Below are 12751 nucleotides of genomic sequence, written 5' to 3' on the forward strand. Positions count from 1 at the left end.
GGGTGGTCTATTCGGCGGCGGCGCGCGTCTCGGCGCTCAGCGCCGCCTCGAACGAAGCCACGTCCGAGACCCAGCCGAAGAAGGTCTCGATATTGGCGAGCGCGCCTTCGTGCAGGCTCCGCGGCCCGGCCTGGTGGGTGGCGTCCGCCAGGACGATCCCAAAATACTCCCGGTGGTAGCCGTCCCGCAGGGTCGACTCGACGCAGACATTGGTGGCGATGCCGGTGAAGACCAGCGTGTTCACCCCCCGGGCCCGCAGCATGCTGTCGAGCGGCGTGTTGTAGAAGCCGCTGTAGCGCGGCTTGCCCAGCACGATGTCGCCGGGCTCCGGCTTCAGGGCGTCGACCAGCGCGTAGTCCCAGGAGCCCTTGGCGAGCAGGCGCTCGTTCATCTCCGGCCGCCGCCGCATGGTCTTGAGGGCGTTGGACTTGTGCCAGTTCGGCGAGCCCGGGCCGCCGGCCTCGACGTAGTCCGGGTCCCAGCCGTTCTGGAACCACAGGATCCGGATGCCCGCCGCCCGGGCCGCCGCCACCGCCCGGATGATCTGGGCGATCACCGGCCCGGTGCCCGACACGTCGAAACCCGCGAGGTCGAGATAGCCGCCTGGGCTGGCATAGGCGTTCTGCACGTCGACGACGATCAGCGCCGTCGCGGCCGGGTCGAAGGCGATCGGCTCTGGCCGGGCCGGCAGGATCACGCCGCCGTGGCGGCCATGGGGGTCGTGGAAACCAGCAGGCCTATCCATCACGCGACGTCTCTCATTATGCGACCTGGGCCAGCGGCGCCGGCACCACGTGCCGGCGGGATTGCATCAGCGGCTGGATCCGGGTCCCGAAGGCGTCGAGACCCTTGAGGAAGTCGTCGAACACCAGCAGCACCCCCTCCACGCCGTCGATCGTCATGATCGCGTCGAGCATCGCGGCCACCTGGGCGTAGCTGCCCACCAGGGTGCCCATGTTGAGGTTCACCGCGGAGGTCGGGTCGGCGAGCTGGCGGACGTTGGTGTCGCTGCCGGACTTGGTGTCGGCCGCGCCCTGGATTCCGAGCCAGGCGATCGCCTCGGCATCGGCCCCCGCCTTGTAATGCGCCCAGGTCGCCATCGCGGCGGCGTCGGTCTCGTCGGCGATGATCATGAACAGCGCGTAGGCAGTCACGTGCCGCCCGGTCTTGGCCCGGGCCTCCGCCAGCCGCTCCACCACGGGCGCGAAGGCGGTGGGCGTGTTGACGCCCTTGCCCAGACAGAAATTGTAGTCGGCGTAGCGGGCCGTGAAATCCAGGCCGGCGCCGCTCTGGCCGGCGCAGATGATCTTCATCGGTGCCTGCGGCCGGGGGCTCAGGCGGCAATCGTTCATCTGGAAGAACGTGCCCTTGATGTCGCTTCGACCCGTCTCCCACAGCTCTCGCAGAACCTGAGCATACTCCGCTAAATAGTCATAGCGCTTGGAGAAATACTCTTCGCCGGGCCACAGGCCCATCTGGTCGTATTCCGGCTTCTGCCAGCCGGTGACGAGGTTCAGGCCGAACCGGCCATCCGAGATCGAATCGATGGTCGCGGCCATGCGGGCGACGATCGCCGGCGGCATGCACAGGGTCGCCGCGGTGGCGAACAGCTTGATCCGGGTGGTGACGGCAGCCAGCCCCGCCATCAGGGTGAACGATTCGAGGTTGTGGTCCCAGAACTCGGTCTTGCCGCCGAAGCCGCGCAGCTTGATCATCGACAGGGCGAAATCGAGCCCGTGCGCTTCCGCCTTGAGGGTGATCTGCTTGTTGAGCGCGAAGCTCGGCCGGTATTGCGGGGCGTTCTCCGACAGCAGCCAGCCGTTGTTGCCGATCGGGATGAACACCCCGACGCTCATGGCTGGTACGCTCGTGGCTGGAACACTCTCGGGACGGGTTTCCGCGTCCGCTTGGCTTTGCACCATCGCCCTCTGCTCCGCTCGGCCAAGCCCCGCAGGCAAGCCCTGTGGAACTGAGTCGGTGCGCGGACGCTCGCAAAACCCGGGCGGAGAATCAAACCCATGCGCCGGTTCGGGGCTGAAAATGCCTCTCATTCCAGCGACTTGCACAACCGGCGCGCGATGCCTGCACATCCTGCGCGCGCAGTGCTTGCCGACCGCCGTCGTCCGTCTAGATGATCAGTCGGCTCAGGTGTCTCGCGGGAGACGCCCGATCGGAGTGACCGTCGATGCGCGCGTGGCTCGCCCTCCTGCTGATCCCTCTCCTGCTGGTCTTTGGCCTCTCGGGGCCGGCCCTGGCCGATGACGGCGCCCGGGCGGCGGCCCGGTCGGTGATCACCAAGCAGGTCGAGGCGTTCGGGCGCGACGACGCGCCGACCGCCTACGCCCAGGCGGCCCCGGCGATCCGGGAGCTGTTTCCGAACGCCGACCTGTTCATCGGCATGGTCCGCACCCAGTACCGCCCGGTCTACCGCCACCGCAGCTTCGTGTTCGGTGAGGGCCGGGATACCGGGGAGGCGGGCGTGATGCAGTCGGTGGCGATCCAGGACGAGTACGGCGTCGACTGGACCGCCGAGTACAGCCTCGCCCGGGACGCGGACGGGACCTGGCGCATCACCGGCTGCCGCCTGATCAAGGCACCGGGCACGAGCGCCTGACCGGCGCTCGCGGTCCGGCCGCACCCTACGCGGCGGCGAGGCGCTTGGTCTTCCGGATCTGGCCGTCGAGCGCGATGTGGATGTCGTGCTCCGCGCCGTCCTTCGCGCCCCGCAACTCGAAATGCTTGGGCTTCCGCGCGGGCGCGCCGGCGACCGTGTAGCCGGCCGCCTCTGCGGCCCGGACCGCCAGGGTGGGATCGGCCGGCGGATGATCGTGCTTCTCCGTTTCCGGCCAGTCGATAGTGCGGGTCGAGCCGTCCGCCAGGGTGAGGCGGGCGACCTTGATCTCGGAGGGCTTTTTCGCGCCCCGCAGCGAGACTTGGTCGCCAACCGCCAGGGCGATCCCTGCGGCCCCCTTCGGGCCGAGATCCGCCAGGATCCGCCCCCCGGCCCCGTCGAGGGCGAAGCGGTGCCCGAACACGGCCCAGACGGTGCCGGCGGCGTCGTGCAAATCGGTTTTCGTATCGGTCATGTCGGTGATCCTGTCGTGGGTGCCGGCGGACGGCGGGGTCGTTTCCGAGCCCCGCCGTCGTGGCAAAGAACTATCGGGCGTCGGCGGGCCGCAGCGTCGCGAGCTTGTCGAGGAGTTGCAGGGTGATGTCGGCGCAGGCCTTCATCGACTCCTCGTCGGCGCATTTCACGTCGATCCGGGCGTCACCGCGCTCGAGCCGGAAATGCGCGCCCTTCGGCGGCGGAGGGGGCGGCGGCGGACCGTCGGGGCCCGGACCGCGCTGGGGACCGCCGGGCGGCGGCGGGGGCGCTCCGTCCGGACCGGGACCGCGCCGGGGACCGCCCGGGGGCGGGGGCGGCGGGGCGCCAGCCTCGGGGCCGGGCCTCGGGCCGCCGGGGGGCGGAGTCTGCGCGATGGCGGCGGTGCCGAGCAGCAGCGCTGCGGCGCCGGCCAGGGCGAGGGGTCGAACGGCACGGGTTCGAATCATGGCGGATCTTTCTCCGAAGGCACCCCGCGGGCGGGGTCGGGCCGCCCCCGCGGCGCCGGCCGGTCGGGCCGGGGTTCCTCGGGGGTGATCCGGTTCTAGGGAAGGCGGCGCAACCGGTCCTGAACCGGCCCGTTCAGGCCCGGTTAAACCGAAGGCCCGCCCCGGCGGCCCGGGCTTTCGACAGGTCCGCCCGCATCGTGTAGAGGGGGCGCCTTCCTCCCGGAGGCCCCTGTGCTCCACGTCTCGACCCGCGGCGAGGCCGCGCCGCTCTCGTTCTCGGATGCGCTCCTCGCAGGCCTCGCCCGCGATGGCGGACTCTACGTGCCCCAGACCTGGCCGCAGCTCGGCCGGGCTGAGATCGCCGGTTTCGCCGGCAAGCCCTACGCGGAGGCCGCCAAGCGCGTGCTGCGGCCGCTGATGGATGGCGAGATCGAAGGCCCGGATCTCGACCGGATGATCGACGAATCTTACGCCACCTTCCGGCACCCGGCGGTCTGCCCGCTGACCCAGCTCGACGACAACCTGTTCCTGCTGGAGCTCTTCCACGGGCCGACGCTCGCCTTCAAGGACGTGGCGATGCAGCTGCTCGGGCGGCTGATGGACCACGTCCTCGTCAAGCGCGACACCCGCGCCACCATCGTGGGCGCGACCTCGGGCGATACCGGCTCGGCCGCCGTGGAGGCCTTCGGCGGCCTCGACCGGGTCGACATCTTCATCCTCTACCCGCACGGGCGGGTCTCCGAGGTCCAGCGGCGGCAGATGACCTCCGTGCCGGCCCAGAACGTCCACGCGCTCGCGGTGGACGGCACCTTCGACGATTGCCAGAACCTGGTCAAAGCCCTGTTCCAGCACGCCGAATTCTCCGATGCGGTGCGCCTGTCCGGGGTCAACTCGATCAACTGGGCCCGGGTCGCGGCGCAGGCGGTCTACTATTTCACCAGCGCGGTGGCGCTCGGCGCGCCCCATCGACCGGTCTCCTTCGCAGTGCCGACCGGCAATTTCGGCGACGTGCTCGCCGGCTGGGTCGCCAAGCGGATGGGCCTGCCGATCGAGCGGCTGATGATCGGCACCAACGCCAACGACATCCTGGTGCGCACCCTGGAGCACGGCGCCTACGAACTGCGCGGCGTCGTGCCCACGACCTCGCCCTCCATGGACATCCAGATTTCTTCGAATTTCGAGCGGCTGCTGTTCGAGGCGCTCGGCCGCGACGCCTCGGCGCTGTCGCGGCTGATGGCCGGGCTGAAGCAGTCCGGCGGCTTTTCCTTGAGCCCGGAGATCCTGACCGCAATCCGCTCCGAGTTCGACGCCGTCGCCGTGCCGGAGAGCGCCGTGATGGAAGAGATCGCCCTGACCCAGGCCGCCACCGGGATCGTGCTCGATCCCCACAGCGCCATCGGGGTGCGCGCCGGGCGCCGGCTCCTGGAGCGGGATCCCGCAACCCCCGTCGTCGCCCTCGCCACGGCGCACCCCGCAAAATTCCCCGACGCGGTCGCCAAGGCCACCGGCGGCCTGCGCCCGCCCCTGCCGCCGCACCTCGCCGACCTCATGGACCGGCCCGAGCGCATGACCCCGGTGGCCAACGACCAGGCCGCGGTGGAGCGGCTGATCCGCGAGCGCGCCCGCATCACCCGGGGTGGGGCAAACCCGCGATGAACCAGCATTTCACCACGCACGCCGCCTCCCCGTCCCTGCGCACGACCCGGCTCGCGAACGGCGTGACGGTGGTAACCGAGCCGATGCCCGGGGTCGCGACCGCGAGCCTCGGCGTCTGGGTCGGGGCCGGCTCGCGCAACGAGCGCGCCGACGAGGCCGGGCTGTCCCACCTCATCGAGCACATGGCGTTCAAGGGCACGCGCACGCGCTCGGCCCACGGGATCGCGGAGGAAATCGAGAATGTCGGCGGCGAGATCAACGCCGCCACCTCCACGGAGGGGACGAGCTACACCGCCCGGGTGCTCGGCGAGGATGCCGGCCTCGCCCTCGACGTGATCGGCGACATCCTCACCGATTCGGTGTTCGATGCCGGCGAGCTCGCCCGGGAGAAGGGCGTGATCCTGCAGGAATACGCCGCCGTCGAGGACACCCCCGACGACGTGGTCTACGATGCCTTCACGGAAGCCGCCTTCCCGGACCAGCCGGTCGGCCGGCCGATCCTGGGTCGGCCCGAGACGATCCGGAGTTTCGACGAGGCCGGGATTCGCGCCTACCTCGCCCGGGAATACACGCCGGACCGCATCGTCGTGGCCGGCGCCGGCGCGGTGACCCACGAGGCGATCGTCGAAGCCGCCGAGCGCCATTTCGGCGCCCTGCCGGCCACGGTGGCGCCGGCTGCCGTGCCAGGCGTCTACGGCGGCGGCGAGCGGCGGATGCCACGCAAGCTCGAACAGGCCAACGTCGTGATCGGCCTGCCCGGTCTGTCGTTCCGGGACGATCGCTACTACGCGCTGCACATGTTCGCCCAGGTGCTCGGCGGCGGGCTGACCTCGCGGCTCTGGCAGGAGGTGCGCGAGACCCGCGGCCTCGCCTACGAGATCCAGGCCTTCCACTGGCCGTTCTCCGATTGCGGCCTGTTCGGCATCGGCGCCGGCACCGCGGGGGCGGACCTGCCCGAACTGGTCGACGTGACGCTGGCGGCCACGGCCCGGGCCGCCCGGGACCTCGCCGAGCCCGAGATCGCCCGGGCCAAGGCGCAGCTGAAGGTGTCCCTGCTCTCGGCCCTGGAGACGCCGGGCGGGCGCATCGAGCGCAACGCCCGCCAGATCCTGGCCTGGGGCCGGGTGATCCCGGCGGGTGAGGTGATCGACAAGGTCGACGCCGTCACGGTGGCGGACGTGCGGGCCGCCGCGGCCACGATGCTGAAGGGCGCCCCGACGCTCGCGGCGATCGGCCCGATCCGCAAGCTGCCCACCCTCGACAAGATCGCCGCCGCCCTCGGCGCGGCCTGAAATCCACCGTCTTGACGGACAAGCGACCCCGGGCGGGCGCCGCCCCGTCGCGCCCAACTTGATTTGGCCGCAAAGGGGCGCGATCCGCGGAGTCCGGATCCGGACCGGGGCAACTGCCCCGGGGTCGGGGCCCTCCTATCGATCGCGGCCGCCCGGGTGGCCGACGCCGCAGCTCGCACGGCCGGAACTCAAGACACCCTTGCGCATCCTCGCCCTCCTCCTGACCCTGGTCGGTGGCCTCGTCGGTGCCTTGTCGCTGGCCGTCTCGGCAAGCGACCCGGCCCTGGCCGTCGAGGCGGTGCGCGTCACCCTCGACGCGCCGGTGATCGACCTGACCACCGCGATCGAGCGCTACCGCTCGGACGGCGACCTGATCCAGATCTCGACGGCGCCCGGCAAGGACGGCATCGTCCGCCGCATCGTCGTGAAGGCGCGCGACGCCGGCGCCCGGCCCGACTGGATCGTGTTCGCGCTCACCAACGACACCGACGAGCAGATCGACCGCATCCTGGTGGCGCCGCATTTCCGGCTGGTGGATTCCGGGGTGATCTGGCCCGATCTCGGCGGCTCGCGGATCGCCGCCATCACGGCGAGCCAGGGCATCCGCCCGGAGCGCGACGAGAACCCGGAAGCCGACCAGTTCACGATCACGCTGGATCCCGGCACGACCGTCACCTACGTCGCCGAGTTGCGCGGCCCCAATGTGCCGCAGCTGCACCTCTGGGATCAGGACGCCTATCGCCGCAAGACCGCCGGGCTGACCCTGTACAAGGGCATCATCATCGGCATCAGCGGGTTGCTGGCGCTGTTCCTGACCATCGTGTTCGTGGTCAAGGGCGCGATCATCTTCCCGGCCGCCGCGGCTTTGGCCTGGTCGGTGCTCGCCTATGCCTGCATCGATTTCGGCTTCCTCCAGCGGGTGTTTCCCGTCACCGAGCTCGCCGAGCGGGTCTACCGGGCCTCCGCCGAGGCGGTGCTCGGGGCGACGCTCCTGGTCTTCCTGTTCGCCTACCTGAACCTCGCCCGCTGGCACGTGCGCTACAGCCACGTGGCGTTCTTCTGGCTCGCCTTCCTGGCGGGCCTCGTCGGGCTCGCGGTGTTCGACCCGCCGGTGGCGGCGGGGGTGGCGCGCATCTCCATCGCCGCGGTGGCGGGGATCGGCCTGCTGCTGATCGTCTACCTCGCCGCCCATAACGGCTACGACCGCGCCATCCTGCTGGTGCCGACCTGGCTGCTGCTGGTGGTCTGGGTGACGGCGGCGGGCTTCGCGGTGACCGGCCAGATCGGCAGCGACCTGGTGCAGCCGGCGCTCATCGGCGGCCTCGTGCTGATCGTGATGCTGATCGGCTTCACGGTGCTCCAGCACGCCTTCGCGGGCGGCGGCCTCAGCCACGCCCTGGTGTCGGACACGGAGCGGCGGGCGCTGGCGCTCACCGGCGCCGGCGACGTGGTGTTCGACTGGGACGTGCCCGCCGACCGGGTCTTTGCGGGCCCCGAGATCGAGGCCCAGCTCGGCCTGCCCCGGGGCACCCTGGAGGGCCCGGCGACGAACTGGCTCGGCACGCTCCACCCGTTCGACGTGGAGCGCTACTCGGCGGCCCTCGACACGGTGATCGAGGAGCGGCGCGGGCGCATCGTCCACGATTTCCGCCTGCGCTCGGCCGCCGGCACCTATTTCTGGTACCGGCTGAAGGCCCGGCCGGTGATCGGCGCCGACGGCGAGGTGATCCGCGTGGTCGGCACCATCGCGGACGTCACCGAGATCAAGACCGCCGAGGAGCGCCTGCTCCACGACGCCGTGCACGACAGCCTGACCGGCCTGCCCAACCGCGAGCTGTTCGGCGACCGCCTCGACGCGGCTTTGGCCTTCGCCGGCCAGGACCAGCGGCTCAAGCCGACCGTGATCGTGCTGGATGTCGACCGGTTCAAGGGCATCAACGACGCCATCGGGTTGTCGGCGGGCGATTCGATCCTGCTGACCCTGTCCCGCCGGCTCGGCCGCCTGCTGCGGCCGCAGGACAGCCTGGCCCGGATCTCCAGCGACGAGTTCGCCGTGATCCTGCTGTCCGAGCGCGACCCCGACCGGATCCTGGCCTTCGCCGAGATGATCCGGCGCGCCATCGCCACGCCGATCACCTACGCCGACCGGGAGATCTTCCTCACCGTCTCGATCGGGCTCGCCCTCTACGAGGCAGGCGCCAACCTCAAGCGCGACGAGGTGTTCAAGAGCGCCGAGATCGCCATGATCCAGGCCAAGCGCAACGGCGGCGACCGGATCGAGGTGTTCCGCGCCCATATGCGCACCGACCGCTCCGACCGGCTGATGCTGGAGAGCGACCTGCGCAAGGCGATCGAGCGCAACGAATTGCGGGTGCTGTTCCTGCCGGTGGTCCGCCTCGAGGACCGCACCGTGGCGGGGTTCGAGACCGTCCTGCGCTGGGACCATCCGAAGCTCGGGCGCATCCCGGCCTCGACCTTCATGCCGCTCGCCGAAGAGAGCGGCTTCGTCGTCAATCTCGGCATCTTCGCCCTGGAGCGCACCGCCCTGGAGCTCGCCGCCTGGCAACGCTCCCTTGAGGTCGAGCCGCCGATCTTCGCGGCCTGCAACCTGTCCTCGCGCCAGCTCCTGCGCCACGACCTCCTGCACGACGTGAAGACCGTGCTGGCCCGCTCGGGGGCGCTGCCCGGCTCGCTCAAGCTGGAATTCAGCGAGAGCCTGGTGATGGAGAATCCGGAATACGCAGCCCAGATGCTGGCCCGGATCCACGACCTCGGGGCCGGCCTGTGCCTGTCGGATTTCGGCACCGGCTACTCGGCCCTGTCCTACCTCCAGCGCTTCCCGTTCGACACGATCAAGGTCGACGCCACCTTCGTGCGCCAGATTGGCACCGGCCAGACCGCGATCCTGCGCTCGATCGTCCGGATGGCGAGCGAATTGAACCTCGCCATCGTGGCGGAGGGCTGCGAATCAGAGAGCGACGCCCAGGCGCTGGCCGGCCTCGGCTGCGAATACGCGCTGGGCCCCGCCTTCGGCGAGCCGATGACCCTGCTCCAGGCCCGCCAGATCGTCGGGGCGGCGCCGGAGGCGGCCTGAAAGCCGGCAAGTCGCCCGATCGGTTTAAGCCCCCAGCGAGGCTAAGTGCCTGTACTGGCGCGATTTCGTACACGGCCGCTCCCCGAATGCAGAGGCGCCTTACCGGGTCAAGAGTTCGAAGAACCTACAACCAGCGAAGCTGACGGCCTTCGAGCGCCAGTGTTCCGCGGAACATTTTTTGAGCGCGGATGCTTGAGCGGACTAGCATGTCGTCCCATCTTGTGGCACATGATGTCCATGAAGCGAGCCACCCCAAAAACCCCACCCAACGAAGAGCAACTCGCAAGACTGCTTGCCGAATACGCCGCCGCAGGCGGCGATGTGTCCATGCTCTCGACTGGCGGCAAAAACGCTGCGGCCGTGGCGCTGGGCAGGCAAGGAGGTCTTAAAGGAGGGCGCGTTCGTGCTGAGCGGCTTTCCTCTGATGAACGGCGCGCCATTGCTCTGAAGGCGGCTAATGCACGTTGGGGAAACAAGAAAGCCAAGAATGATGAGTGAAGAAAAAAATCCCCTCCGCGCCGCTATCGAGAGCGTTGCGGATCACTACGATGCAGACGTCATCGCCTACGTAGGTGTTATCACTTCCGCCGACGATGAGAGCTTCATTCGCATGTGTCGCGATCGCGAGCAGAAGCGGAAGAACGTCTTGATGATCTTGAGCACGCCAGGTGGCAGCGCCGATGCTGCGTACCGAGTCGCGCGTTGCTTGCAGCGTTGCTACAACACTAAGGTTGAAGACCCGTCTAAGCGTGGACAGTTCATTCTATACGTTCACGATTTCTGCAAGAGTGCTGGTACGCTGCTGTCGCTTGGGTCGACACTGCTCATTATGTCTCAGTCGGCCCAACTGGGACCAATCGACGTCCAACTGCTGAAGGAAGAGGAAGTAGGCGAGCGGCGCTCGGGCCTCGCGCCCCGGCAGGCCCTGGAGACAATGGCAGTCCAAGCCGGCAGCTCGTTCCACCGGCTGTTTCGGCACTTGCGCTCGCGCAGTCAGCTTTCGACCAAGATGGCTGCTGAACTTGCGGCTAGTCTGACGGTTGGCGTTATGGAGCCGATCTACGGACAGCTCGATCCGATCCGTATCGGTGAAGTGGAGCGCTTCGTCCGCATCGCCCAAGAATATGGCGAGCGCTTGAGCACCGCGAATGTAAGTCGTGGCACTATCGAGCGCTTGTTGAGCAGCTATCCCTCTCACGAGTTCGTAATAGATCGGGATGAGGCTCGCGAATTGTTCAATCAGGTGGAAATTCCAACTGATGAACTCGAATTCATCGCTCAAGTCTTTATCGGCACTCATCACCCCACCGCCGAAAAGATGGACAGCTTCGTCAACTATCTGAATTTGGAACCGGAAGAAATTCCAGTGGAGACCTCCCATGCCGAACAGGACAATCCCGCTGAGCGAGCGGATCCAGAGGGAGAGGGATCGCCTGACGGACAAGTACGATCCGGCCCTTCAGGAGATGAAGGATCCGAACCGCACCGCAAAGGCCGCCGCCGACTTATGGAGGAAAGGCAAGCTGCAGAGTGATAGGCGGCTCAAGGCCAATCAGGATCTGCAAGCTGCCTTTGCAAGCTCGAAGGTACATCGAGACTGATCGAGCCTGTAGTCCTGCGTGATCCGTTGTGTGCGGATAGCGTAGCGGAACGTGCGGAGCCGCTACGCTATTAAGCGGGCGCTCGGCCCAGTCGACATAGACATGGTCGCACAGCCGCACTCGGATTGAATGCGGCTGAGAGCTTGACCTAAACGACCCAAGTCGAACTCGAACTGCCCTCTACGGTTTGGTACTGGACCGGGAGAACGGCCTGCCGAGCACCGAGCGGATCCATTCGTCATGGACATCCGGGCTCCAGCGCGCCCGAAAAACTCCGCTCTGTGCGACCTCCATCACGAGGCTGCGCAGGCGGGCTCCGAAGAACACGTTCGCGTCGAAGAAGGCCGTGAACGTGGACGGCATGATCAGTCGAGGCCGAGGTCCTGGGTCAGGTCGGCCATGCGGTCGAGGGCATCCTTGCGCTGCGCCTCGTCCCGACGCTTGTGCTCGATAAGGTCGGCGGCGCGCACGCGCCTATGTGCACCGACGCGGCGGAACGGCAGCTCACCGCGCTCAAGCAGGCCAATAAGATGGGGCCTAGAGACATTGAGCAGGTCCGCAGCCTGTTGCGTCGTGAGTTCGGCGTCGTGGGGAATGAACGACACGGCCTTTTGGTCGCCCATATAGGTCAGCACATCGACGATCAGTCGGAGCGCGCGCGCAGGCACCGGCACAACGACATCGACCGACTCCATCACGCGCAGACGGACATCCTGGTTGCCCTCGGCGATGGGCCTCAGGCGCGACACGGCCTCGCGAGCGATGAGGGCCTCCTCGTCGCTCGCCACAAAAGGCGCCTTCTCCATGAGAGCCAGCATGTCCCCTCTCCCGATTGTCATTGTCATGGTGCGCGCCCCGCATCGGTCGGCTGTGTGGACCGCCCGGCAGGGGCCACGGACAGCTGAGAAGCATCCGTGAACGCACTAGTCGCAATAAACGAAACAAGTGTAAACATGTTCCGACGCTCGGCTGCCCGCAAGGATATGCGCTGATCGCAGAATGGGCTTCAGAGGCACACCTCCGAGCCTCCTAGGTATGTCCCGCCTAAAGACCTCGAATGCCGCCAATCGATTTAAGCCCCCCTTAACCATGACCGCGCAAGCTCCTGTTGATGGATTGGCGCTCCGGCGCCCGGGATGGGGATGGGCGGATGGCTGAGGCGGCGAGGCGTTACCAGCAGGTGGGCAGCTCGGATCTCGTGCGTCGTCTGATCGCCCGGCCGGTCCGGCTGGAGCAGCAGGCCCGCACCCGGCTGCCGCTCCCCGGCCAGGCTCTGCCCGGCCAGGAGGCGCGTGTCTCCAGCGCCCCCCAGGACGACCTATCCGAGGATCTGGACGAGGCCGACGAGATCGCCCGGCTCGAGACCGAGCTGCAGGTGATGAAGGCGGTGCTCCGGGCCCAGCGGCAGGAGGTCGAGGCCCTGCGCGCGCAGCGCCAGCTCCTGACCGAATCCGCGGCGAGCGACGACGTCCGGGCGACCCGCGAGCGCTGGGCATCCCTGGTCGACACGCTCCTGATCCGCGCCCGGTGATCCCTCTCCAGACCAAGCGGGGTAC

13 protein-coding genes are annotated in these 12751 nt (G+C 68.4%); 7 read left to right on the forward strand and 6 right to left on the reverse strand.

Translation table 11 applies throughout. From position 1 onward, the window contains the following. Positions 1–7 precede the first annotated feature (7 nt). Together rutB and rutA are read right to left on the reverse strand one after the other, a co-directional pair. Entirely contained in the window at positions 8–745 is a 738-nt protein-coding gene (gene rutB / locus MKL20_RS10010; protein WP_244036541.1) for a pyrimidine utilization protein B, read from the reverse strand. A 16-nt stretch (positions 746–761) separates the two neighbouring features. Continuing rightward, positions 762–1856, reverse strand: a complete 1095-nt coding sequence (gene rutA, locus MKL20_RS10015; RefSeq protein ID WP_244036542.1) for a pyrimidine utilization protein A — start codon at positions 1854–1856, stop codon at positions 762–764. A 329-nt stretch (positions 1857–2185) separates the two neighbouring features. Between rutA and MKL20_RS10020 the strand changes: the two genes are divergently transcribed. Then, positions 2186–2614 (forward strand): DUF4864 domain-containing protein, encoded by a 429-nt coding sequence (locus MKL20_RS10020; protein ID WP_244036543.1) that lies wholly within the window; start codon positions 2186–2188, stop codon positions 2612–2614. A gap of 25 nt (positions 2615–2639) precedes the next feature. On the opposite strand, the gene MKL20_RS10025 is transcribed toward MKL20_RS10020, so the two are convergent. Further along, positions 2640–3086: a hypothetical protein gene (locus tag MKL20_RS10025; RefSeq protein ID WP_244036544.1), complete on the reverse strand. Its 447-nt coding sequence runs from the start codon at positions 3084–3086 to the stop codon at positions 2640–2642. Between the two features lie 70 nt (positions 3087–3156). Further along, positions 3157–3552: a hypothetical protein gene (locus MKL20_RS10030; protein ID WP_244036545.1), complete on the reverse strand. Its 396-nt coding sequence runs from the start codon at positions 3550–3552 to the stop codon at positions 3157–3159. Positions 3553–3783: 231 nt separating this feature from the next. Between MKL20_RS10030 and thrC the strand changes: the two genes are divergently transcribed. The 5 genes from thrC to MKL20_RS10055 all read left to right on the forward strand — a co-directional run bounded on the left by thrC (position 3784) and on the right by MKL20_RS10055 (position 11128). Beyond that, a complete protein-coding gene (gene thrC / locus MKL20_RS10035; protein ID WP_244036546.1) occupies positions 3784–5208 on the forward strand; it encodes a threonine synthase in 1425 nt (474 codons plus the stop codon). Beyond that, positions 5205–6500, forward strand: coding sequence for a M16 family metallopeptidase (locus MKL20_RS10040; protein ID WP_244036547.1), 1296 nt, complete (start codon positions 5205–5207; stop codon positions 6498–6500). Before thrC ends, MKL20_RS10040 begins: the two co-directional genes overlap by 4 nt. Positions 6501–6699: 199 nt before the next feature. Continuing rightward, positions 6700–9594: an EAL domain-containing protein gene (locus tag MKL20_RS10045; protein WP_409568138.1), complete on the forward strand. Its 2895-nt coding sequence runs from the start codon at positions 6700–6702 to the stop codon at positions 9592–9594. Between the two features lie 237 nt (positions 9595–9831). Further along, on the forward strand, positions 9832–10092 hold the full coding sequence (locus tag MKL20_RS10050; RefSeq protein ID WP_244036548.1) for a histone H1: 261 nt from the start codon (positions 9832–9834) through the stop codon (positions 10090–10092). After that, a complete protein-coding gene (locus tag MKL20_RS10055; protein ID WP_244036549.1) occupies positions 10082–11128 on the forward strand; it encodes an SDH family Clp fold serine proteinase in 1047 nt (348 codons plus the stop codon). Before MKL20_RS10050 ends, MKL20_RS10055 begins: the two co-directional genes overlap by 11 nt. A 247-nt stretch (positions 11129–11375) precedes the next feature. Here the strand turns inward: MKL20_RS10055 and MKL20_RS10060 are convergent, their stop codons facing one another. Together MKL20_RS10060 and MKL20_RS10065 are read right to left on the reverse strand one after the other, a co-directional pair. After that, entirely contained in the window at positions 11376–11558 is a 183-nt protein-coding gene (locus MKL20_RS10060) for a hypothetical protein (protein WP_244036550.1), read from the reverse strand. 2 nt (positions 11559–11560) lie between these two features. Continuing rightward, positions 11561–12013 (reverse strand): helix-turn-helix domain-containing protein, encoded by a 453-nt coding sequence (locus tag MKL20_RS10065; protein WP_244036551.1) that lies wholly within the window; start codon positions 12011–12013, stop codon positions 11561–11563. 332 nt (positions 12014–12345) lie between these two features. Here MKL20_RS10065 and MKL20_RS10070 point away from each other — a divergent pair, with 332 nt between their 5' ends. Beyond that, a complete protein-coding gene (locus MKL20_RS10070; protein ID WP_244036552.1) occupies positions 12346–12726 on the forward strand; it encodes a hypothetical protein in 381 nt (126 codons plus the stop codon). Positions 12727–12751: the final 25 nt, after the last annotated feature.

The sequence above is a fragment of the Methylobacterium sp. E-066 genome (genome assembly GCF_022829635.1).
Classification (GTDB): domain Bacteria; phylum Pseudomonadota; class Alphaproteobacteria; order Rhizobiales; family Beijerinckiaceae; genus Methylobacterium.

What these genes read in the sequence shown, in the direction of transcription:
- MKL20_RS10050 (WP_244036548.1), top strand. Translation starts at nt 9,832, where the DNA reads ATGAAGCGAGCCACCCCAAAAACCCCACCCAACGAAGAGCAACTCGCA.
- MKL20_RS10025 (WP_244036544.1), bottom strand. Translation starts at nt 3,086, where the DNA reads ATGACCGATACGAAAACCGATTTGCACGACGCCGCCGGCACCGTCTGG.
- rutB (WP_244036541.1), bottom strand. Translation starts at nt 745, where the DNA reads ATGGATAGGCCTGCTGGTTTCCACGACCCCCATGGCCGCCACGGCGGC.
- MKL20_RS10070 (WP_244036552.1), top strand. Translation starts at nt 12,346, where the DNA reads ATGGCTGAGGCGGCGAGGCGTTACCAGCAGGTGGGCAGCTCGGATCTC.
- rutA (WP_244036542.1), bottom strand. Translation starts at nt 1,856, where the DNA reads ATGAGCGTCGGGGTGTTCATCCCGATCGGCAACAACGGCTGGCTGCTG.
- MKL20_RS10055 (WP_244036549.1), top strand. Translation starts at nt 10,082, where the DNA reads ATGATGAGTGAAGAAAAAAATCCCCTCCGCGCCGCTATCGAGAGCGTT.
- MKL20_RS10065 (WP_244036551.1), bottom strand. Translation starts at nt 12,013, where the DNA reads ATGCTGGCTCTCATGGAGAAGGCGCCTTTTGTGGCGAGCGACGAGGAG.
- MKL20_RS10040 (WP_244036547.1), top strand. Translation starts at nt 5,205, where the DNA reads ATGAACCAGCATTTCACCACGCACGCCGCCTCCCCGTCCCTGCGCACG.
- MKL20_RS10030 (WP_244036545.1), bottom strand. Translation starts at nt 3,552, where the DNA reads ATGATTCGAACCCGTGCCGTTCGACCCCTCGCCCTGGCCGGCGCCGCA.
- MKL20_RS10060 (WP_244036550.1), bottom strand. Translation starts at nt 11,558, where the DNA reads ATGCCGTCCACGTTCACGGCCTTCTTCGACGCGAACGTGTTCTTCGGA.
- MKL20_RS10020 (WP_244036543.1), top strand. Translation starts at nt 2,186, where the DNA reads ATGCGCGCGTGGCTCGCCCTCCTGCTGATCCCTCTCCTGCTGGTCTTT.